General features: G+C 63.0%; 19 protein-coding genes. 11 read left to right on the forward strand and 8 right to left on the reverse strand.

All coding sequences use genetic code 11. The annotated features are described in order from the left end of the window. Nucleotides 1–23 precede the first annotated feature (23 nt). The gene (locus AC1DVW_RS19240) at nt 24–371 is read right to left on the reverse strand and encodes a hypothetical protein (RefSeq protein WP_477246345.1); all 348 of its coding nucleotides are present in this window, start codon (nt 369–371) and stop codon (nt 24–26) included. A 190-nt stretch (nt 372–561) separates the two neighbouring features. Here AC1DVW_RS19240 and AC1DVW_RS19245 point away from each other — a divergent pair, with 190 nt between their 5' ends. The 7 genes from AC1DVW_RS19245 to phoB all read left to right on the forward strand — a co-directional run bounded on the left by AC1DVW_RS19245 (nt 562) and on the right by phoB (nt 11,853). Next, nucleotides 562–5,142, forward strand: a complete 4,581-nt coding sequence (locus tag AC1DVW_RS19245) for a PAS domain-containing protein (RefSeq protein ID WP_477325115.1) — start codon at nt 562–564, stop codon at nt 5,140–5,142. A 513-nt stretch (nt 5,143–5,655) separates the two neighbouring features. Continuing rightward, nucleotides 5,656–6,684 carry a substrate-binding domain-containing protein gene (locus tag AC1DVW_RS19250; protein WP_477325116.1) on the forward strand — a complete coding sequence of 343 codons (1,029 nt, stop codon included), beginning with the start codon at nt 5,656–5,658 and terminating at the stop codon, nt 6,682–6,684. Between the two features lie 95 nt (nt 6,685–6,779). Next, nucleotides 6,780–8,240 (forward strand): phosphate ABC transporter permease subunit PstC, encoded by a 1,461-nt coding sequence (gene pstC, locus AC1DVW_RS19255; RefSeq protein WP_477325117.1) that lies wholly within the window; start codon nt 6,780–6,782, stop codon nt 8,238–8,240. Continuing rightward, on the forward strand, nt 8,237–9,553 hold the full coding sequence (pstA, locus tag AC1DVW_RS19260; protein WP_477325119.1) for a phosphate ABC transporter permease PstA: 1,317 nt from the start codon (nt 8,237–8,239) through the stop codon (nt 9,551–9,553). Before pstC ends, pstA begins: the two co-directional genes overlap by 4 nt. Nucleotides 9,554–9,570: 17 nt before the next feature. Next, entirely contained in the window at nt 9,571–10,395 is an 825-nt protein-coding gene (gene pstB, locus AC1DVW_RS19265; RefSeq protein WP_202299037.1) for a phosphate ABC transporter ATP-binding protein PstB, read from the forward strand. Nucleotides 10,396–10,436: 41 nt separating this feature from the next. After that, nucleotides 10,437–11,144, forward strand: coding sequence for a phosphate signaling complex protein PhoU (phoU, locus tag AC1DVW_RS19270; protein ID WP_477270833.1), 708 nt, complete (start codon nt 10,437–10,439; stop codon nt 11,142–11,144). A gap of 19 nt (nt 11,145–11,163) precedes the next feature. Further along, nucleotides 11,164–11,853 carry a phosphate regulon transcriptional regulator PhoB gene (gene phoB / locus AC1DVW_RS19275; RefSeq protein WP_477270835.1) on the forward strand — a complete coding sequence of 230 codons (690 nt, stop codon included), beginning with the start codon at nt 11,164–11,166 and terminating at the stop codon, nt 11,851–11,853. Nucleotides 11,854–12,191: 338 nt separating this feature from the next. Here phoB and AC1DVW_RS19280 read toward each other — a convergent pair whose 3' ends face one another. Next, nucleotides 12,192–13,439, reverse strand: a complete 1,248-nt coding sequence (locus AC1DVW_RS19280; RefSeq protein WP_477325121.1) for an ROK family protein — start codon at nt 13,437–13,439, stop codon at nt 12,192–12,194. 271 nt (nt 13,440–13,710) lie between these two features. Between AC1DVW_RS19280 and xylF the strand changes: the two genes are divergently transcribed. The 4 genes from xylF to AC1DVW_RS19300 all read left to right on the forward strand — a co-directional run bounded on the left by xylF (nt 13,711) and on the right by AC1DVW_RS19300 (nt 18,797). Then, complete coding sequence (xylF, locus tag AC1DVW_RS19285; RefSeq protein WP_477317968.1) at nt 13,711–14,751, forward strand: D-xylose ABC transporter substrate-binding protein; 1,041 nt, start codon at nt 13,711–13,713, stop codon at nt 14,749–14,751. A 150-nt stretch (nt 14,752–14,901) separates the two neighbouring features. Next, complete coding sequence (locus AC1DVW_RS19290; RefSeq protein ID WP_477325123.1) at nt 14,902–16,233, forward strand: sugar ABC transporter permease; 1,332 nt, start codon at nt 14,902–14,904, stop codon at nt 16,231–16,233. A gap of 13 nt (nt 16,234–16,246) precedes the next feature. Next, complete coding sequence (locus AC1DVW_RS19295) at nt 16,247–17,044, forward strand: ATP-binding cassette domain-containing protein (protein ID WP_192259350.1); 798 nt, start codon at nt 16,247–16,249, stop codon at nt 17,042–17,044. A gap of 130 nt (nt 17,045–17,174) precedes the next feature. Then, nucleotides 17,175–18,797 (forward strand): CHASE domain-containing protein, encoded by a 1,623-nt coding sequence (locus AC1DVW_RS19300; protein WP_477325125.1) that lies wholly within the window; start codon nt 17,175–17,177, stop codon nt 18,795–18,797. A gap of 90 nt (nt 18,798–18,887) precedes the next feature. Here AC1DVW_RS19300 and AC1DVW_RS19305 read toward each other — a convergent pair whose 3' ends face one another. From AC1DVW_RS19305 to AC1DVW_RS19330, 6 genes are all read right to left on the reverse strand, one after another. Then, on the reverse strand, nt 18,888–19,130 hold the full coding sequence (locus AC1DVW_RS19305) for a YMGG-like glycine zipper-containing protein (RefSeq protein ID WP_477270843.1): 243 nt from the start codon (nt 19,128–19,130) through the stop codon (nt 18,888–18,890). Nucleotides 19,131–19,213: 83 nt separating this feature from the next. Beyond that, nucleotides 19,214–19,540 (reverse strand): hypothetical protein, encoded by a 327-nt coding sequence (locus AC1DVW_RS19310; RefSeq protein WP_477325127.1) that lies wholly within the window; start codon nt 19,538–19,540, stop codon nt 19,214–19,216. A 115-nt stretch (nt 19,541–19,655) separates the two neighbouring features. After that, on the reverse strand, nt 19,656–19,838 hold the full coding sequence (locus AC1DVW_RS19315; RefSeq protein WP_477325129.1) for a hypothetical protein: 183 nt from the start codon (nt 19,836–19,838) through the stop codon (nt 19,656–19,658). A 161-nt stretch (nt 19,839–19,999) separates the two neighbouring features. After that, on the reverse strand, nt 20,000–21,034 hold the full coding sequence (locus AC1DVW_RS19320; protein WP_477325341.1) for a sensor histidine kinase: 1,035 nt from the start codon (nt 21,032–21,034) through the stop codon (nt 20,000–20,002). A 172-nt stretch (nt 21,035–21,206) separates the two neighbouring features. Next, on the reverse strand, nt 21,207–21,374 hold the full coding sequence (locus tag AC1DVW_RS19325) for a DUF1328 domain-containing protein (protein ID WP_023670098.1): 168 nt from the start codon (nt 21,372–21,374) through the stop codon (nt 21,207–21,209). A gap of 202 nt (nt 21,375–21,576) precedes the next feature. Next, the gene (locus tag AC1DVW_RS19330; RefSeq protein ID WP_477246376.1) at nt 21,577–22,371 is read right to left on the reverse strand and encodes a response regulator; all 795 of its coding nucleotides are present in this window, start codon (nt 22,369–22,371) and stop codon (nt 21,577–21,579) included. Nucleotides 22,372–22,504: the final 133 nt, after the last annotated feature.

A 22,504-nucleotide genomic window follows, 5' to 3' on the forward strand; every position in this document is an offset into this window, starting at 1 on the left:
TATCTCAACTGAAAGTCGGCCGGCTATTCGCAGACGACGCGATAGCGCTTGCCGGGTGCGCTGACGTCCTTGCAGGTCAGCGGCTTCGTTGGCTCGGCAGACAGGCTGGGCGGGTTGGAGACCCTCGTCAGGCGCCGTGCCGGCGGGGTGTCGCTGTGGGCCACCCATCGTCTCGGCTCCTGCGGCGGCACCGGAAAGACACCGGTTTGCGCCTGCAATTGGGTTGCTCGCGTCTGCGATGGATCCTGGTCCCAGAAACGCCTGACATCGAGCGGTCTGGGGATGACCACCGTCCCGTCATAGCTGCGCGCGCAACCACTGCCGAAAAGCAGCGTCACGCCCAGGAAACAAGGCAGAATCCGACCGAACATTAGCAATACCCCTTGGTAACTTATAACGCGGCTGCGGTCCCGCCGACAACCGGCCGAATTGACGCGTTGCAGTTGCCGTCTTTTGGATCAATGCAACCCGTTATGGTTAGCGGATCATTAATGCTTCTCGGGCACATTCCGTCGGCGAACCGCGGGGAGGGTTCGGCCTTGGTTTTCGGGGTGGGACGGGATGGCGGAAGCGGACGAAACAGTTGGGGCACGTGGCAAGCGCGGTGCCCGCAAGAAGGGTGTGCACGGCGACGATGCGCTCGCCGATCACATCGATTCGGCCGAGGCGCTGCGCCAGTTGGTCGAAGCGGGTGCCGACTGGGTCTGGGAGACCGACGCCGAGTTGCGCTTCTCCTGGGTTTCGGAAAACTACCAGGCCGCCACCGGCATCGATCCCGCGACCATTCTTGGCCGGTTCCGCTTCGATTTCCTCAAGCAGATGATGGACGGCAATCGCAATGCCGCCGCGCATCTCGAGGATTTGCAGGCGCATCGGCCGTTTCGGGATTTCGTCTATGAATTGCAGGGCGGCCGCCCCGACTGCCACTGGGTTGCGATCACCGGCTTTCCACGCTTCGATGCCGAGGCGAAATTTGCCGGCTATCGCGGCATTGGCCGCAATGTCACGGCGTTGGCCGATGCATTCGACCAGCTGAAGTCGACGCAGCAAGACAGTGATGCGCCGGCAGCTGGCGAGAATGCACAGCATCTGGCCGATCTCGAGCGGACCATGGACGCCATGCATATGGGCGTCGTGCTTCTGGACGCCCGGCTCGACACGCTGATCGTCAACAAGGCCTATCGCGACCTCTCCAGGATTCCGGAGGGCGCCGTGACCATTGGCGCTCCGTTCAGCCTGTTGATGGAATTGAACCGCCGCAACGGCATCTATGGCGATATCAACGAACAGGCGTGGCAGCGCTACCTCGCCAGCCGCATCGAGGAGATTCGCGCCGGCTCCGTCGCGCCGCGCGAGTTCCCGCACGCCGATGGCCGGACGATGATGTTCTCGGTGACGGCGCTGTCGGGAGGCAAGCGGCTGTTGACCTATTACGAGGTCACCGAGCTCAAGGCTCTCGATGCCGAGATCGTCAGCGCCAACGCCCGGACTGCTGAAACCTTCGCCAATCTGCGCACGATGGTCGACCAGATGCCGATCGGCGTCCTCGTCCTCGATGCCGACATGCGCGCCGAAGTCATCAATCGCGCCTTCTACGATTTCTGGGGGATCGACGCCCGGCGCGCCGAGATCGGCTGCAACTTCCGCGATCTAATGCAGGCCAGCCGCGACGTCGACCCCTATGGTTCCGACGATGCGACATGGCATCAGCATATGGTCGAGCGCGAGGCGGAGATCAGGGCGGGCACGGCCGGATCGAAGCAATTCCCGCGCAATGACGGCCGCACGCTGATCTCGTCGATGTCGCCGCTGGCCGGCGGCAAGCGGCTGATTTCCTATGTCGACGTCACCGAGATGAAGGACCGCGAGGCGGAACTGGCGGAAGCGCTGGAGAAATCGCGGCTGGCCGAGGCGGTGATCAACGGGGTCAAGGACCCGATCTTCGTCAAGGACGACAATCTGCGTTTCGTCTTCGTCAACGAGGCCTTCTCCTCACTGTTCGGACAGACGCCACAGGCGATGCTCGGCAAGCCCGGTGGCGATTTCGTCGCTCCGGACGAGGTGGTGCTGTTCGAGGAAAGCGAAAGGCAGGTCCTGGCAAGCGGCAAACCTTACGAAGTGGAAGAGAACTTCGCATTTGCCGGCATCGGCCACTCGCGCATCGTCAGGAAGAACCGCGTCTCGATGGCGAGCGGCCGCAACTATGTCGCCGGTTTCATCTTCGACATTTCCGACATGAAGCGCCGCGAGACGGAAGCCGAGGACGCACGCAAGAACCTCGCCACGGTGCTGGAATCGCTGCCGGCCGCCGTCATCATCTACGATCGCGACGACAAGTTCGTTTTCGCCAACCGCAAGCTGCAGGATACGCTGCCGGCGCTGAAGCCGGCCTGGCACCCCGGCGGCACCTTCCGCGACGCGCTGAAGCTCGGCCATTCGGTCGGCTATTTCCGCCTCAGCGGCGACCCTCAGGTCGACAAACTGTATGACGGCGATCCCGAGCGCTGGCTCGACGCCATTCTCGCCCGCTACCGCTTGCCCAACTCGTCCTATGAGCGCCTCAATCCCGATGGCCGCTGGTACCAGGTCTACGACATGCGGACCGAGGACGGCACGTTCATCGGCGTGCGCGTCGACATCTCCGAGATCAAGAGCCGCGAAAAGGCGCTGCAGGAAAGCATGCGGCAGATCGACCTGTTCCGGCACGTGATGGACGAACTGCCGGTTGCCGCCTTCATCAAGGCCGATGATCTGAGCATCGAATTCGTCAACAAGGCCTGGTGCGCGCTGACCGGCATCCCCAAGGAAGAGGTCATCGGCCGCACCGACCGCCAGCTTTTCGGCGTCGACGATGCCGAAACTTACAGCCAGGACGACACCGAAGTCGTCGTCACCGGCCGCGTCCGCGAGATCGAGGAGCCCGTTACCCACCGCGACGGTACGCTCAGGCAATTGATGACGCGCAAGAGCCGGCTGGTGGCGCTCGACGGGTCGGTGCACCTGGTCGGCTCCAGCACCGATATCACTGAGGTCAAGGCGCGCGAACACGCGCTGCAGGAGAGCATGAGCGAGAACGAGGTGTTCCGCAGCCTCATCGACAATGTGCCGGTGTCGATCTACGCCAAGCGCTCCGACCTCAGGCAGTTCTACGTCAACAAGGGCTGGTGCGACCTCACCGGTCTCACCAGGGAAGATGCGATCGGCAAGACCGACATCGAGATTTTCGGGCAGGACGGCGAAGCTTTCGTCAATGGCGATCTTGCCGTACTGCGCACCGGCGAGACCCAGGAGGTGGAGGAGACGGTGACGCTTGCCGACGGCAGCGTGCGCCACCAGTTCGCCCGCAAGGGCGCGATGATCGCGTCGGATGGCTCGCTCTACCTGATCGGATCGACCACCGACATCACCGAACTGAAGCTGCGCGAGGCCGAATTGCGCGAGGCGCGGCAGCGCGCCGTGCTTGCCGACCGCGCCAAGTCGGAATTCCTGGCCAATATGAGCCACGAGATCCGCACGCCGATGAACGGCGTGCTCGGCATGGCCGAACTTCTGGCCAAATCCGATCTCGATCCGAAGCAGAAGACGTTTACCGACATCATCGTCAAGTCGGGCAACGCGCTTTTGACGATCATCAACGACATCCTCGACTTCTCCAAGATCGACGCCGGCCAGCTGGTGCTCGACCCGGCGCCCTTCAACCTCCCCGAGGCGATCGAGGATGTGGCGACGCTGGTGTCGACGCGCGCCAAGGAGAAGGACCTCGAGCTCATCGTGCGCATCGAGCCCGGCCTGGAGAGCCTGTTCATCGGCGATGTCGGCCGCATCAGGCAGATCGTCACCAATCTGGTCGGCAATGCGGTGAAATTCACCGACGAAGGCCATGTGCTGGTCGACGTGACCGGTCAGAAGGTGCCGACGGGAACAAAGCTCACCATCTCGGTCACCGATACCGGCATCGGCATTCCGCCTGAGAAACTGAAACTCGTCTTCGAAAAATTCAGCCAGGTCGATACCTCGTCGACCAGACGCCACGAAGGCACCGGGCTCGGGCTCGCCATCACCTCGCGCCTGGTCGAGCTGATGGGCGGCGAGATCGGCGTGGAAAGCGACGAAGGCAAGGGCTCGACCTTCTGGTTCACCGTGACATTGCCCAGGGCCGGGCAACAGAGCGGGCAGCGGATCATGCCGGTCGACGTGACGGGCGCACGGGTGCTGATCGTCGACGACAATGCCGTCAACCGGTCGATTCTGAGCGAGCAGATGGCGTCATGGACATTCGATGCCTGCGCGGCGGAAAGCGGCGCCGAGGGGTTGAAGGTGCTCGTTGCCGCGGCTGCCTATGGGGTGCCGGTCGACTGCGTCGTGCTCGACTACCAGATGCCGGGAATGAGCGGCGCCGAAATGGCGCGGATCGTGCGCAACACCGCCGGCCTCGCCGATACGCCGATCATCATGCTGACATCGGTCGACCAATCGCTCGCCAACACCAGCTATCGCGATCTCGGCATCGATGCGCAGCTGATCAAGCCGGCGCGGTCCTCGGTGCTTTTGGAAACACTGGTCGCGACAATCCAGCGTCACCATCACCACACGACGGACGGTCGCGTGCTGCCGGCAGCACGCAGCGGTTCCGGCGGCATTGCCGAACCCGCATCCGCAAAGCCGCCACACGCTGCTTCGGAGCGGGCCTTGCTGCAGCCACCGCCGGTTCGTGCCCGCGCCCGGGCTACCGGCGATGAACGCAGGCTCGACATACTGGTTGCGGAGGACAATGAGGTGAACCAGATGGTGTTCACCCAGATCATCGGTGAAACCGGTTACAGTTTCGAAATCGTCGGCAACGGTCGCAAGGCGCTCGACGCCTTCGGCAGGCTCAACCCGCGCATGATCCTGATGGATGTCTCGATGCCGGAGATGAGCGGGCTCGAAGCGACGGCCGCCATTCGCCGGCTGGAAGAGGAGACGGGTACGCATATCCCGATTGTCGGCGTCACAGCGCATGCGCTGAAAGGCGATCGCGAACGTTGTCTGGAAGCGGGCATGGACGACTATCTGCCCAAGCCGATCAGCCCCAGGGCCTTGCTGGAAAAGGTCGAGCGCTGGGTCAACGCCGGCGGGGAGGTCCTGCGCAGCGCAGGATAGGCGCGCCGTCGCAGCTGCTTTCGCAAGGAGCGGAGAAAGATCGCCGAAGATTCGGCGCCGCCCTTGCGCGAAACACTATGGTGCGATCGCACCATACCAAAACAAGCCCGCAGCCGGGACAATGATCGCATAGAAATCCGCACCAGTTACGGGCGGGAGCAAGCGACCGCCGGCAAGAAACAGCGTCAATTCTACCCCAACGGACCCTGTTTTCGGTGATGGCTTGGCCAAGACACGCTCTGGCCACAGGCAACGCGCTCCCGCCCGGCTTTTCTTTCCCTGCGCTTGCCGCTGAGGAAGAAGCCGGCCGGAATCGCGCAAGTCCCTGATTTCGGCAGCAAACCGCGACCACATTGCCAAGGCTGGCCGGCCGCCATTTTCGGCACTCCCGTTCGACGTTACCGGGCTGACACGAAACTGTCATGCGACTGTAATAATCGGGGGCTATTGGCCTCAGCGGGCGCCGAAAGACACTGGCGCCGAGAGACCATCTTCCGAACAGGAGCAGGCCACATGAAGAAATTCCTCCTCACGGCGTCGGCCGCGGCGCTTGCGCTGGCCGCGTCGTCCGGCTTCGCCGCCGCGCGCGACCAGATCCAGGTCGCCGGGTCGTCGACCGTGCTACCCTATGCCAAGATCGTCGCCGAGCAGTTCGGCGAAACCTTTACCAACTTCAAGACCCCGGTGGTCGAGTCCGGCGGCAGCGGCGCCGGCATCAAGGAATTCTGCAAGGGCGTCGGCGAAGACACCATCGATATCGCCAACTCCTCGCGCCCGATCAAGCCGGACGAAGTCAAGTCCTGCGTCGACGCCGGCGTGAAGGAAATCCAGGAAGTCCGCATCGGTTATGACGGCATCGTCTTCGCCACCGACATCAAGGGCCCGGACTGGGCGCTGGTTCCCGCCGACATCTACAAGGCGCTGGCCGCCAAGCTGGTCGTCGACGGCAAGCTGGTCGACAATCCGAACACCAAGTGGAGCCAGGTCAACCCGAAGCTGCCCGACTGGGACATCGCCGCCTACATCCCGGGCGAAAAGCACGGCACGCGTGAAGTGTTCGAGACCAAGCTTCTCGACGCCGGCTGCGACAAGGCCGCCATCAAGGCGACCGGCATCAGCGACGACAAGGAAGTCGGCAAGACCTGCATCGCCATCCGCAAGGACGGCAAGGCTATCGATATCGACGGCGACTATACCGAGACGCTCGCCCGCATCGACTCCAACAAGACCGGCGTCGGCGTGTTCGGCCTCGCCTTCTACGAAAACAACGCCGACAAGCTGAAGGTTGCGACCGTCAAGGGCATCGTGCCTTCGACCGCGACCATCGCCAGCGGCGAGTATCCGGTGTCGCGCCCGCTGTTCTTCTACGTGAAGAAGGCGCATCTCGGCGTCGTTCCCGGCCTCAAGGAATATGTCGAGTTCTTCCTTGACGACCAGATGGTCGGCCCGGAAAGCCCGCTCGCCGAATACGGCCTCGTTGCGGCTCCCGACGCAGAGCGTCAGGCCCAGCGTGACGCATTCGCCGCCGGGAAGACGATGTAATCAGCTACCGAACCAGGGCGCGGGCCAAGTCCGCGCCCTGGTTTCGTCGCCTGCCGCAATGGCGGCGGCGCTTTGAATTTTCCTTGGGGTGGGTGATGTCGTCCTTGCTCGTACTCGCCATTATCGTTGCCATAGGCCTGGTTGCGTTCTTTATCGGCCGGCAGCGTGCTTCCGCTCAGGACAATGGCACGGTGAAGCCGCATTCGCGCGCCCACTATCACGGCTGGTGGGCCTTCCTGCTCGCCGTTCTGCCCGCCCTTTTGCTGCTCGCCGTCTGGAACGTCGGCTCTTCGGTCTATCTCGACCGTCACATTCACGCCGCCTTGCCCGAGCGGACCGCCGACAGCAAGGTTGCCAGCGAGGCGCTGGACGTCAGCCTGGTAAAGAGCCTCGCCAAGGGCTTGCGCCAGCTCGACGCGAACACCGCACTGCCAGCCACTTTCGCCGGACTGCAGCCGATGCTCGCCGCCAAGGGCGTGGCGCTGGCGACCGACACGCAGGACTACATGATCCCGATCGCCGTCGAGGCGAACGCCGTGCAGAACCGGCTCGGCCTGTTTGGCGCAATTATCACCTTCGCCTTGTCGATCGCCGGCGCCTTCTATGCGCTGAGGCAGATCGCGCCGCGCGCCAGGGCGCGCAACAATGTCGAGAGGCTGATGCTGTGGGGGCTGCTTGCCGCCTCCACCATCGCCATCCTGACCACGGTCGGCATCGTGCTTTCCATGCTGTTCCAGACGATCACCTTTTTCGAAAGCGTGTCGCCGGCGAGTTTCTTCTTCGGCACGGTCTGGGATCCGCGTTTCTCCGCTGCCGGTTCGGGCGGGAGCCAGGGCCAGTTCGGCCTGATCCCGCTGCTTGCCGGCACGCTCTATATCGCAGCGGTCGCGCTCGTTGTCGCGGTGCCGATCGGGCTGATGTCGGCGGTCTACATGGCCGAATATGCAACGCCCCGGCTGCGCTCTGTGGTCAAGCCGGCGCTGGAACTGCTCGCCGGCATACCGACCATCGTCTACGGCATCTTCGCGGTGGTCACGCTGGGGCCGTTCCTGCGCGATCTCTCCGCGGCGCTGACGGGCGGCTCGCCCTTCATCCAGGGCCAGAGCATTTTCACCGCCGGCCTGGTCATGGGCGTCATGCTGATCCCGGTCGTGTCTTCGCTGTCCGATGACATCATCACGGCGGTGCCGCGCGCCATGCGCGACGGCTCGCTCGGCCTCGGCGCGACCCGCTCCGAGACAATCAAGCGCGTCATCCTGCCGGCGGCACTTCCCGGCATTGTCGGCGCCATCCTGTTGACGGCTTCGCGCGCCATCGGCGAGACGATGATCGTCGTGCTGGCGGCAGGTGTCGCCGCCAATCTCACCATCAACCCGTTCGAGGCGATGACGACCATCACCGTCAAGATCGTCAACCAGCTGACGGGCGACCTCGAGTTCAATTCGCCGCAGACGCTGGTCGCCTTCGCGCTCGGCCTGACGCTGTTCGCGTTGACGCTGGTGATGAATATCGTCGCGCTCTACATCGTGCGCAAATACCGGGAGCAGTACGAATGACCGACATTCCCATGGACACGATGGTCCGGGCCGCCGCTCATCCGCGCCGCGACATCGGGCTGAAGGCCCGCTATGCCGCGGAGCGCCGCTTCCGCATCTATGGCATGCTGGCGATTTCCGTCGGCCTTGCCTTCCTGGCCATCATCCTCGTCACCATTGTCTCGAAGGGTTACACCGCCTTCTGGCAGACGACGGTGTCGCTGCCTGTCAACTTCGACGCGAAGGTGATCGATCCTTCCAACAAGCGGGCCACCGATCCCAGTGTGCTGATCAAGGCGAACTATCCCAAGCTTGCCGAAAACGCGCTGATCGCCAAGCTCGGCATTTCTCCCGACGACAAGCCGGCTATCAAACAGCTCAAGGGCTTCCTGTCCGAAGGCGCCCGCGTCCAGCTGCGCGACATCGTCGCCGCCGATCCGTCGGTCATCGGCACGACGCGTGACGTCAACATCCTGGCCGCCGCCAATCTCGACTCGGCCTTCAAGGGCCAGATCGACCTCGGCGTCGAGGAAGCGCGCCGCAAGGTTTCCGACCAGCAGATCGCCTGGATGAACAAGCTGAAGGCGGACGGCGTGATGGCCGAGCACTTCAACACCGGCCTGTTCACCTACGGAGCTTCCAGCCGTCCGGAAACATCCGGCATGGGCGTGGCGATCATCGGCTCGCTCTACATGATGGTGATCGTGCTTTTGCTGGCGCTGCCGATCGGCGTCGCCGCCTCCATCTATCTGGAGGAATTCGCCAAGAAGAACCGGTTCACCGACCTGATCGAGGTCAACATCAACAATCTGGCCGCGGTGCCGTCGATCGTCTTCGGCCTTCTCGGCCTTGCCGTCTTCATCAACTTCCTCGGCATGCCGCGCTCGGCCGCTTTCGTCGGCGGCCTGGTGCTGACGCTGATGACGCTGCCGACGATCATCATCGCGACGCGTGCGGCACTGGCCGCCGTGCCGCCGTCGATCCGCGCGGCAGCGCTTGGTCTTGGCGCTTCCAAGATGCAGATGGTGTTCCAGCATATCCTGCCGCTAGCCGCCCCCGGCATTCTCACCGGCACCATCATCGGCCTGGCGCGCGCGCTCGGCGAAACCGCGCCGCTGCTCTTGATCGGTATGGTCGCCTTCGTTGCCGACTATCCGAAGACACCTTTCGATCCGGCGACGGCGCTGCCGGTGCAGATCTACCTGTGGGCGAACGAGGCCGAACGCGCCTTCGTCGAACGCATGTCCGGCGCCATCATCATCCTGCTGGTCTTCCTCATGGCCATGAACATCACCGCGATCGTGCTTCGGCGCCGGTTCGAGCGGCGCTGGTAGAAAAAAGGCATTTTGGTATGAACATCATGACCGAACAGTCCCTTGAAAACGCTGTGGGCGATAAAATGAACGCCAAGTCGAACGAAGTGATCAAAATGCGCGGCGACAAGGTCGGCGTGTTCTACGGCGAGAAGCAGGCGTTGTTCGACGTCAATCTCGACGTGCGCCTCAACCAGGTGACGGCGCTGATCGGCCCGTCGGGCTGCGGCAAGTCGACCTTCCTGCGCTGCCTCAACCGCATGAACGACACCATCGATTCGGCGCGGGTGACCGGCAAGATCACGCTGGACGAAGAGGATATCTACGACAAGAGCATCGACGTCGTCGAACTGAGGGCGCGCGTCGGCATGGTGTTCCAGAAGCCCAATCCGTTCCCGAAGTCGATCTACGAGAACGTCGCCTACGGCCCGCGCATCCATGGACTGGCCAAGCGCAAGGCCGACATGGATCAGATCGTCGAGTCGAGCCTGAAGAAGGCGGCGATCTGGAACGAGGTCAAGGACCGCTTGCAGGAACCCGGCACCGGCCTTTCCGGCGGCCAGCAGCAGCGTCTGTGCATCGCGCGCGCCATTGCCGTGTCGCCCGAGGTGATCCTGATGGACGAGCCCTGCTCGGCGCTCGATCCGATCGCCACCGCCCGTGTCGAGGAACTGATCGACGAACTGCGCCAGAACTACACGATCGTCATCGTCACCCACTCGATGCAGCAGGCGGCGCGCGTGTCGCAGCGCACGGCGATGTTCCATCTCGGCTACCTCGTCGAGGAGGGCGCCACCGACAAGATGTTCACCAACCCCGACGACAAGCGCACCCAGGACTACATTACCGGCCGGTTCGGCTGAGCGGTTCCGGCAGCGAAGTTTCAGGCACGAGGACTAGGATCATGGGTGAACATACCGTCGCATCTTTCGATGAAGAGCTGGGGCAGATCAGCAAGCTGATCCGCGACATGGGCGATCTCGCCGGCTCGATGGTCAGCGGCTCGACCAAGGCGCTGCTCAATTCGGACAACGCCCTGGCGCAGCGCGTCGTCTCCGACGACGCCATCATGGATGCGCGCCAGCGCGAGCTGGACGACCGCGCCATCACGCTGATCGCCAAGCGCCAGCCGATGGCCAACGATTTGCGCGCAGTGGTCGGGTCGATCCGCATGGCCGGCGACCTCGAGCGTATCGGCGATCTCGCCAAGAACATCGCCAAGCGCGTCGGCACCGTCGGCCTCAGCGTCACGCCGCGCGACCTGTCGCATTCCATCGATGCGATGGCTCAACTTGTGCTCATCCAGGTGCAAGGGGTGGTCGAGGAATATGCCGCCGCCGATGCGGCAGCGCTCGCCAAGCTCAGAAACGACGACGAGCGCATCGACGTCAAATACACATCGGTGTTCCGCGAGCTTTTGACCTACATGATGGAAGATCCGCGCAACATCACCGCGTGCACGCACCTCCTGTTCTGCGCCAAGAACCTCGAGCGCATCGGCGACCATGTCACCAACATCGCCGAAAATGCGTATTATGTTTTGACCGGCACGCAGCTGCCCGCCAATCGTCCGAAGCAGGACGAGACGGCGATGTCCGCGCCGGCGGCATGACGACAAGGGTGACCAGCCGATGATCGCGCCACGCATCATGGTGGTGGAGGACGAGGAGCCGCTAGGCCTGCTCCTCCGCTACAATCTCGAATCCGAAGGCTACCAGGTCGAGGTGGTGACGCGCGGCGACGAAGCTGAGATCCGCCTGCAGGAAAACGTGCCCGACCTGCTGGTGCTGGACTGGATGGTTCCGGCGGTTTCCGGCATCGAGCTGTGCCGGCGTCTCAGGATGCGGCCCGAAACCGAGCGGCTGCCGATCATCATGCTGACCGCGCGTGGCGAAGAGAGCGACCGCGTGCGCGGCCTCTCGACCGGCGCCGACGACTATCTGGTCAAGCCGTTCTCGACGCCGGAGTTCATGGCCAGGGTCAAGGCGCTGCTGCGCCGCGCCAAGCCGGAAGTGCTGTCCAGCGTGCTGAAGGTCGGCGACATCGTGCTCGACCGCGAATCGCACAGGGTCTATCGCAAGAAAAGCGAGATCCGGCTCGGGCCGACCGAATTCCGCCTGCTCGAGTTCATGATGCGTCATCCTGGCCGGGTGTTCTCGCGCAGCCAGTTGCTCGACAATGTCTGGGGCGAGACGATCTATATCGACGAACGCACGGTGGACGTGCATGTCGGCCGGTTGCGCAAGGCGGTCAACAATGGCCGCATGCCAGATGTCATCCGAACCATTCGGGGCGCCGGTTATGCGATCCGCGAAGACTAGGTCCCTCGGCGCGGAAGCGTTTATTGGTTGAATGCGTCCACTCCCGGACCTCACGCGTCGATGATTGGCTCAGCCCGCTCATGGCTTCGTCATCCTTGGGCGAAGCAAGGAGCGTAGCGACGCGGCGCAGACCCAAGGATCCATGCCGCGACCTCAAGGCGTTGCTACTGTGCAGAATTCTGCCCCGTTGAATTCTTTGACCGATTTCACGGCATGGATCCCAGGGTCTCCGCGACGGAGCTTCGCTCCTGCTTCGCCCTGGGATGACGACGTTGGGACGGCTTCGGCCAATCTCTAAAGTCGGCGACAATCTGCGGCATCAATGATTGACGTCGTCCTCAGGCCACGTCTTTCCCGATAGCGCCAGCCCGTGCCTGCCCGCCCGGCGCGAAGATCTCCTGGTCGACGAAGCTCAGTGCCCGCATGGCGCAGCCTTCGCGGATCAGTGGCAATTCGTTCGGTTCGGTGTCGAAGGAGATCGATTTCGAGTGCTGGCCGCCGGCGGTCTGGGCGATGGCCTCGCGCAGCGCCGGTTCGATCAGGTCGAAGGCGGCGGCGCTGACGCCGACCATGGCGACCGGCGCCGGATCGATCAGCGCAAACAGGCTGCCGAGGCCGAAGCCAAGCGCTTCGCCGGCCTTGCGGTAGGCCTCGCGCTCCGGTCCGTCTTTCTCACGTGCCGCGACGGCGAGCGCCCGCATGTCGGCGTCGCTGACATCGGCGACCGGCTCGGCGTCCTCGCCCAATTGCCTGGCGTTGCGCCAGATGGCGTAGTTGCCGGCATAGGCCTCGACGCAGCCGCGCCGCCCGCAACGACACAGCGCCCCGCCCGGGCGATGGATCATGTGGCCGAACTCGCCGCCCGAGGAATGGGTGCCGGTGAACAGCTCGCCCTTCAGCACCAGTCCCATGCCGATGCCGTGCGACAAAAGGATGGCGATGAAATCGTCGTGGTAGCGGACCGGATCGCGCCACTGCAGCGCCACCGCCATCATGTTGCAGTCGTTTTCCATGGTGGCCGGAATGCCGAATTCGCCTTCCAGTATGTCGGCGAAGGCGATGTCGGTCTGCGGCGTGATCGGCGACCACAGCATGGCGCGGGCGTGCGAATCGGTGATGCCCTGGATGCCCATGGCGATGCGGGCGACGCTGTGGGTGTCGAGGTCGGGATCCTCGAGCCGACGCCTGACTATGGCGACACATTCGCCGATCAGTTCGTCGCGCGGCATGGTCAGCGTGTCCAGCCGGCGCTGCTCTTCGGCCACCACCTGGCCGGCGTAGTCGATGACAGCGACGGAAAGGAAATTCAGCGACAGCACCACTGTCATCACAGCGGCTGCTTCCGGATTGAGCCCGAGACCGACTTGCGGCCGGCCGCGTTTCAGCGAAACAGCTTCGCTGGCCTTGCTCTCGGCCAGGATGCCTTCCCCGATCAGGTCGGCGGAGATCGCCGATATGGTCGAGTGGCTGAGGCCGGTGGTCGCCGCGATCTCGGTCCGCGACGGCTGGCCGGCGCGGCGCACGGCCGAAAGCACCATCGCCCGGTTGCGGCGGCGCAAATCGTCGTGGCGGATTCCAACCGACATCTTTTTTGTTTTCCTCCCGGTCGTCCTCGCGGCCTCTGATGATATTGAAGGCAGTCGGTGACACCGGCCAAATATTGGCAGAAGCCGGCGGCACTGTCATTATTTATTGCGAGCCTCGAAAAAAAGTCAGCGACACATCAAAATCCATCAGAATCGATGTTGACAGCGCTCCGACGTTGGACCACTATTTTTTCGAGGCTCGAAAAAATAGAGCCTTTGTGCCGGCCTTCGGGCCAGTTTGTCGCGCTGCGCGCGATTTAGGGAGGATATCATGAAGAAATTTGCAGTCGCCATGCTGGCGGGTGTCGCCATGTCGTTGACGTTGGCGTCGGTCGCACAGGCGAAGGACAAGGTCATTGGCGTTTCGTGGTCGAATTTCCAGGAAGAGCGTTGGAAGACCGACGAAGCGGCGATGAAGACGGCGATCGAGGCCGCCGGCGACAAGTACATCTCCGCCGACGCGCAGTCCAATCCCGGCAAGCAGCTGACCGATGTCGAGAGCCTGATTTCGCAGGGCGCCAACGCGCTGATCATCCTTGCGCAGGATGCATCGGCCATCGGCCCGGCGGTGCAGAAGGCACTGGACGAAGGCATTCCGGTCGTCGGCTATGACCGCCTGATCGAGAACAAGGATGTCTTCTACCTGACCTTCGACAACAAGGAAGTCGGCCGCATGCAGGCCCGCGAAGTGTTCAAGGCCAAGCCGGAAGGCAACTACGTCTTCATCAAGGGCTCGGGTGCCGATCCGAATGCCGATTTCCTGTTCGCCGGTTCCATGGAAGTGCTGAAGGAAGCCATCGACGGCGGCAAGATCAAGAATGTCGGTGAGGCCTATACGGACGGCTGGCTGCCCGCCAATGCCCAGAAGAACATGGAACAGTTCCTGACCGCCAATGACAACAAGGTCGATGCGGTGGTTGCAGCCAATGACGGCACCGCCGGCGGCGTCGTCGCCGCGCTGACGGCTCAAGGGTTGGCCGGAACCGTGCCGGTGTCGGGCCAGGACGGCGACCACGCCGCGCTGAACCGCATCGCACTCGGCACGCAGACCGTGTCGGTGTGGAAGGACGCGCGCGAACTCGGCAAGAACGCCGCCGAGATCGCCTCGCAGCTGGCCGACGGCAAGAAGACCGGCGACATTGCCGGCGCCAAGGACTTCACGACGCCTGGCGGCAACACCGTCAAGTCGCTGTTCCTGACCCCGGTTGCCATCACCAAGGACAACCTCAACGTCGTCATCGATGCCGGCTGGATCAAGAAGGACGAAGTCTGCGCTGGCGTCACTGCTGGCAGCGTTGCGGCCTGCAACTAAAACCGGACCGCTATCGGTTCCAAATTTCGGCGCCGCGGCCCAAAAGCCGCGGCGTTTCTCAAGGGGCTTTCCGCTTCAAATGATCGCGGAAAGCAAATAGCATCCATGTTCCGGCATCCGCGCCAGACGGCAAACCGGTGGGAGGATAGCATGACCGATACGACCTCTAATCAGCCGGTCGCCAGCACTGCCGCAGACCGGGCGCGTGCATCCGAACTCAGCGCCGTCGGGCGGTTCCTCAGGGCTACCGAGCTCGATACGCGCATGCTCGGCATGGTTGGCGCGCTGCTGGTCATCTGGATCGGCATACACATCCTGTCGGGCGGGCTTTTCCTGACGCCGCGCAATCTGTGGAACCTGTCGGTGCAGACCTCCTCGGTCGCGATCATGGCGACCGGCATGGTGCTGGTCATCGTCATGCGCAACATCGACCTTTCGGTCGGTTCCGTCGAAGGCGTGATCGGCATGATCATGGGCGTGGCGCAGGCCGAATTCCTCATTCGCGTCATCGGCTTCCAACTTGGAAATCCCTGGCTCTGGATCATCGCGCTGGCCGTCGGCGTGGTGCTTGGTCTGCTGATCGGCGCGTTCCAGGGCTTCATCATCGCCTATATGGAGGTTCCGGCCTTCATCGTGACGCTGGGCGGCCTGCTGGTCTGGCGCGGCATGGCATGGCTGATCACCAGCGGCCGCACGGTCGCGCCGCTCGACGCCACCTTCCAGCTGATGGGTGGCGGACCACGCGGCTCGATCGGCGCCACGGCCAGCTGGATCGTCGGTGTCGTCGCCTGTGCGGCGGTTGCCTTCGCGCTGCTCAACGGCCGCTCGCAACGCAAGCGGTTCAGCTTTCCATTGCGCCCCGTCTGGGCTGAGACCTTGCTTGGCGTGGTCGCTTGCGTGGCCATCCTCGGCGCCGTCTGGATCGCCAATTCCTATCCATGGCCGATCGGCATCGTGCGCCAATACGCGCAGCAGAACGGCATCACCCTTCCCGAAGGCGGGCTGTTCATCGCGCATGGCATCGCCATACCGGTGCTGATGGCGGTGACTGTCGGCATCATCATGACCTTCATCACCAAGCGTACCCGTTTCGGCCGCTATGTTTTCGCCATCGGCGGCAATCCGGAGGCGGCGGAACTTGCCGGCATCAACACGCGCTGGGTGACCATGAAGGTGTTCATGATCATGGGCGTGCTGGCGACGATCAGCGCGGCGATCTCGTCGGCCCGCCTCAACGCGTCGACCAATGCACTGGGCACGCTGGACGAGCTGCTGGTCATCGCCGCCGCCGTCATCGGCGGCACGTCGCTGGCCGGCGGCGCCGGAACGGTGTTGGGCGCCATGCTCGGCGCGCTGCTGATGCAGTCGCTGCAATCCGGCATGGTGCTGCTCGGCATCGACTCGCCGCTGCAGAGCATCGTCGTCGGTGCCGTTCTGGTCATCGCCGTCTGGCTCGACACCGTTTATCGCAAGCGCGTCTAGGGGAGGAACGATCATGGAAAAAACTGCTCCCACGGGCACCGCGCTGATCGACATGCGCAACATCTCGATCGCCTTTGGCGGCATTCGCGCCGTCGACGATGCGTCCATCGATCTTTTCCCGGGCGAGGTCGTGGCGCTGCTCGGCCATAACGGCGCCGGCAAGTCGACCTTGATCAAGATCCTGTCCGGCGCCTACAAGCGCGACGCGGGCCAGATCTTCGTCAACGGTCAGGAGGCTGCGATCTCCAACCCGCGCGATGCCAAGAAATACGGCATCGAAACCATCTACCAGACGCTGGCGCTGGCCGACAATGTCGACGCTGCCGCCAATCTGTTCCTCGGCCGTGAGCTGATGACCGGCTGGGGCACGCTCGACGATGTCGCCATGGAAGCCGAGGCACGCAAGGTTATGGGCCGGCTCAATCCCCGCTTCCAGCGCTTCAAGGAGCCGGTGATCAAGCTGTCGGGCGGCCAGCGCCAGTCGGTGGCGATCGCGCGCGCCATCCTGTTCAACGCCCGCATCCTGATCATGGACGAACCGACGGCGGCACTTGGACCGCAGGAAACGGCGCAGGTCGGCGAACTGGTCAAGCAGCTCAAGGCCGACGGCATCGGCATCTTCCTGATCAGCCATGACATTCATGACGTATTCGAACTCGCCGACCGGGTCTGCGTGATGAAGAATGGCCAGGTCGTCGGCACGGCGCGCACCACCGATGTGACCCAGGACGAGGTGCTCGGCATGATCATCCTGGGCAAATGCCCACCCGGGGCCATTCCCGGGCCTGGCGCGCTGAAGATCGCCGCTTGAGTTCGTAAGGTAAGCCGGCTAATCGCATGCATATGATAGGCCAGCTGTCGCGATGGTTTGGCCCCGCCATTGTGTTGGCGGGATGACTTGCTCATAAAGGTCCCGAACCGTTCATGGGCCGCAGCATCCGTTGAAGAAGTTTTTCCCAATCGTTGCCTTTATCGCCGTCGCGCTGATCAGCCTGACGATGGCGGGATTTGCCTATTTCGCCACGCAGGAGGCGGCGCGGATCAAATTCGAGGCGGCCGCGGACGACGCGCTGAACCGGATCGAGAGCCGCATTGATCTGCATCTGTCGCTGCTGCGCTCAACCCAGGCGCTGTTTGACGCCCGGAATGGCGACATTTCGCAAGCAGAGTTCAAGGCGTTCTTCAGCGCGCTCGATGTCGACAACAATTTCGCCGGCCTGCGTGGCATCGGTTTTCTCAGGTTGGCGAAAACCGGCGACGAGGCGGCGATCGAGCGTGATATTCTGCACGATCATGGCGTCGCCCACCCGGTCTATCCTGAAACGACGCAGCCGTGGCGCACGCCCATCTTCATGTTCGAGCCGCTGGACCCGTCCAACCAGTCGAGCATCGGCTATGACATGTTCACCGAACCGGTGCGCCGGGCGGCGATCGAAAAGGCGATGGCCGACGACCAGCAGCATGCGAGCGGGCTTGTCCAGCTCGGCCAGGGCACGGGCGCTACGCAGACTTTTCCCGGCTTCCTGGTCTTCGTCCGGCTGAATGTCGAGACCGCGCCTGACGTCATCAATGCGTCGAGATCTTCGACGGCGGGTTTACTCTATGCCGCCTTTCGCGCCGGCGATCTGTTCCAGATCGCGCTCAGCCGGACGCCGCTGCTGCCGGTCAATACCGAAATCTACGATGGCAAGGTGGACGCGGGCGATCTGTTGTTCCGGTCCGAAACACCGCCGGCGGCAAGCTTCGGCGACAGGCTGCTGGTGACGCGCCAGATCACCGTGGCCGGCCGGCCATGGACCGTCCTGTTCAGGCCGACAAGCGCCTTCTCGCAGCCCTCCTCGCGCGCCATTCCGGTGATGCTGGGCCTGTTCGGCCTGCTGCTGGCAGGCGCCATTGCGCTGGTGGCGCGCTATCAGGAGCGAGCCTATGACGCCAAGTCGCTGCTGCACGAAACGACCGAGAAGAGCTTGCTCGAAAAGGATCTGATGCTGCAGGAGATGAAGCATCGTATCAAGAACTCGATCACGCGGGTGCTGGCGATCGCACGCCAGACGGCGTCGCGGGCCACCGACGTCAACGAATTCTCGGCGTCCTTTTCGGCCCGGCTTCAGGCGATGGCGGCATCGCAGGACATGCTGACGCGCTCGCGTTGGCAGAAAGCCGATCTCGGCGATCTCTTACGCATCGAACTTGGCCAGGTGTTCGGCAAGGAGCTTCCGGAAGGCGTCTTGTCGGGGCCACAGGTTCTGCTCGATGAGACGACGACGCAGGCGCTCGGCCTGACTTTTCACGAGCTGGCGACGAACGCGCTGAAATATGGCGAGGCTGGCAATTCGGTTGGCGCGCTCAAGGTCGACTGGTCGGTTAAAGGGCGCGGACGCGACCGGATGCTGGCGCTCAACTGGCGCGAGGCCGGGCAAAAGAAGCTGGAAGCACCCGTCGAGACCGGCTTCGGCACAAAACTGATCGACCTCAATGTCACGCGCGAATTGCGTGGCACGATCAGGCGCGATTTCCGTGCCGACGGATTGAAAGTGGAAATCAGGATTCCGCTGTCGGACTGAAACGCCGCCATGGGCGGTTCGAATACGCAAACAAACGGAGACCGGACCAGCCGGTCTCCGCCTTGATTGCTTGACGCGCTTTGAAGCGGATCAGCAGCGAGCCGTGTAGAGATGGCCGCGGTTGTCGCGATACTGGCAATAACCATTGCGCAGGTTGCGCACCAGCAGGCCGGAACCGGCACCGACGGCTGCGCCGATGAGCGCACCCTTGCCGCCGCCAATCAGGCCACCAGCCAAAGCGCCGACACCGGCGCCGACGCCGACGTCCTGCTCGGTCGTGCTGCAACCGCTGACCGCAACCACGGCAACCATGGCAATAATCAATTTCCGCATAGAGTCTCTCCTCACTTGTGTCCTCACTTTAGTAAGCTCCAGCCGCCATTTAGCACGAAATGACGGCCTTTGCCCGCTCGAATTTATTGTTGGCGAACAGAGTCTTTTTCGGGGCGCACGCCGCTCGATGCAACCATAAGGCTGGAAATCTCCAACGAAGCATCGAGCGTCCCGTCCGGATGCATGCTCCAGACGACCTGGTCATAATCGTCTTCCAGCGCCGGATCGACAGCAAGACATTTGGCGACGACGTGCTGGGCCTGACCCTGGACATCGCCCAAAGCGAAGGGCCGCTCGGCGGTGCATTCGTCAGCGGTCTCGAAGACGCTGACCGGCACGGGCAGTTCGCGGCACTCGGTCATGGTGTTCGAACAGCCGATAACCAGCAGCAAGGCGGCAATATGTTCCATGGCGACAATCCTCTCGCCATAGCAACGGGCCACATCGTTCAAAGTTCCTGCGCTTGCGGCCAAGTGCATGAATAATTGGAAGGATGCGGGCTTGGGGTCAGGTCAACTGGGGGGATCAGCTCAACTGGAGTGCCGCGATCAGCACGATGACCGCGACCAGCGCGACAATAGCGAGGCGAAGCGCCGTATCGGAAACATGGAGCGAGGGGGCGGCCGATGGGTCAAGATCCTGAAATCCGCTCATCGAGATGCGGGCGGCCTGCTCCAGTCTGTTCATATCGGCAACCGTCAACTTCATTCCTCCCATACTGCGCTGCAAGCCGTGGTCAAAACGTTCGAGGCATCGGCAAGTTCCAGCGGTACCTGGGAAGCACAGCATCGGACTTTATGGTGAACAGTCGGTTAAGGATCGGCGCTGCCGTCGGCCGCGGCCTTTCTGGCAAGCTGGCTGTTATGCGCTCACTCGGTCTCGAAATTGCCGTGCGGAACGACAAGCCGGTATTCCAGACGGCCGCCGCTGATTTCAAGGGTCGCGGTGCCGTTCAATGATGTCGGCACGACGCGCTCGAGCGCAACGCTGCCAAAGCGCTTTTCGTTGCGTTGATTGTCGTTAGCGCCGATGGCTTCGGTCCAGGTCAGCGACAAAGCCGGCCTGGCGGCGGAACCGGGCGTCAGGCTGGCCGTCACCTCGACGAAACCGTCCGGTCGCGACAGGGCGCCGTAACTCACCGAATTGACGGCGAGTTCATGCATCGCCAGGCCGATATGCAAAGCGGCATTGGGGTTGAGATAGGGGTTTTCACCCTGGAAACGCAGGCTGCGCGCCGGATCGGCGCCGTAGCGGCCAACCTGGCCGGAGACGAGTTCGCGAAGGGCGGCACCGCGCCAGTTGGACGACGTCACCAGATCCTGGGAAGAGGCCAACGACTGCAGCCGGCCGCGAAAACGCGTCAGGAAATCGCCAAGCGTCTCGGAATAACGGCCGGTCTGGGTGGCAATGCTCTGGATGATGGCCAACAGGTTTTTCGAGCGGTGGCTGACCTCGCGCAACAGCGTCTTCAGCGTCTGCTCGCGGCGTTTCTGCTCGGTTGTCTCAACCATGGTGGTGACGAGGCCTTGCACGTCACCGCCATCGCCATGGTCGGCATCGATCCACACTTGGAACCAGCGGACGCCGTCGTCGGCGGGAACACTGAGCTCAAGCCGTTCGGCATTGCCGGATGCGATGACATTGCGTTTGGCGGCGCCGATGCGCTCAGCCTGTGCCGGCGGCAATATGCCGTTGCTGTCGGTGGTATCGGCGGCCCATGGCGCGCGCATGTTGCGCGCCCATACCGTCTTCATTTCGCGGTCCTGGTAGAGAACCGAAATGCCGGCATTGTGCAGTGCATGGAGAAGAGCGCGACCAAGCTGCATGCCGCTTTCGGCGGGATGCAAAGCGATGACCTCGTCACTCTCGCCGCTGTTGGTCATGTCTCCGGCTCGGGAACGCATCAATCACCTGTCCACCCAACTCAGGGCTGAACGGTTCATTGCGCAATGGGTTCCCTCATACTGTTCTCCGGCCCCCTTAAAACGGTCCGCCGGGCGGTGTCCGTTGAAGGACCCCGCCCGGCGGTGGCTGGAAACCGTTTGAGGGGTGCGGCTTCCAGTGTCCGGTCGCGCCTTACGAGGCCCGTCTGAACAGGCCGGCGAGAAGCGAAATGACCAGGAAGGCGAGAAAGATGAAGAACAATATCTGCGCGATACCGGCCGAGGTGCCGGCGATGCCGCCGAAACCAAGCGCGCCGGCTATGATCGCGACGACGAGGAATACGAGCGCCCAGTAAAGCATGATCCATCTCCATCAAATGGTATGAGAAAAACGTGGTTGGTTGCCGTTTGTTCCACCATTTGCCGAAAAAGCCGACCGCTGGAAAGGGGCGTCTGCAGCGCGATGCGTTGGGTACGCCTGACGGCTCGCCCGGCGWTTGGGCCGGGCGAGCGTCTCTTGGCAGCCATCATTTCATTTTTGGAAGCGCAGCGCAGGCCGGAGTCTAGGCAGCGGCTTTCGCTTGCCGGTCGAAGAACAGGGCCTGGCTGATCAGCGCCTTGACCATATCCGGGTTGAACGGCTTGGTGACCAGGAAGGCCGGTTCCGGCCGCTCGCCGGTCAACAGGCGCTCGGGAAAAGCGGTGATGAAGATCACCGGCACCGATGTCGACGACAGGATCTCGTTGACGGCATCGATGCCCGAACTGCCGTCGGCAAGCTGGATGTCGGCCAGCACCATCCTTGGCCGCGTCTTGCCGAACATCATCACCGCCTCGGCGTGGGTGCGCGCCGTTCCAACGACGCGGTGGCCAAGACTCTCGACCATCTCCTCGATGTCCATGGCGATCAGCGGTTCATCCTCGATGATCAGCACGTCGGTTGCCACCTGGCGGGAAATCTCGTTGCTCGCCTGGGCGAGGAGTTCGGAGAATTCCTTGTCGCCGACATCGAGGATTTCCGCCGCCTCGTCTTCGCTGAAGCCTTCGACGGCGACGAGCAGGAAGGCCTGGCGGGGAAGCGGTGCGATCGCGTTCAGATTGGCCGCGGCGCGCTGTTCCCACGCCGACTGCGCCTGCTCCTGCGGAACGCGGATGGCGACCGAGGTGAAAAGCTTGGCGAAAATCTTGTAGAGAGCGATGCGGTCGTTCGATGCGTCGGGAAAGATATCGACATCGGCGATGATGGCCTCGAGCATCGCGGCGACCAGCGCATCGCCGCTCTCCTGCGATCCGGAAACGGCGCGCGAGAAGCGGCGCAGGAACGGCAGGTGCGGAGCGATGGTTGCAGATAGGCTCATGGTAGACGTCTCCCTCAGATGACGTGATTGCACAGGTCGCAGGTCAAGCTGATTGCAAGCCCCGAAGACACAAACGCCGGTTTTCGCAAAAAGTTCCGATCACTATGGAACTAATATACCGGGGCGGCGTTTC

It is taken from the genome of Mesorhizobium sp. P3_B5, assembly GCF_056402815.1.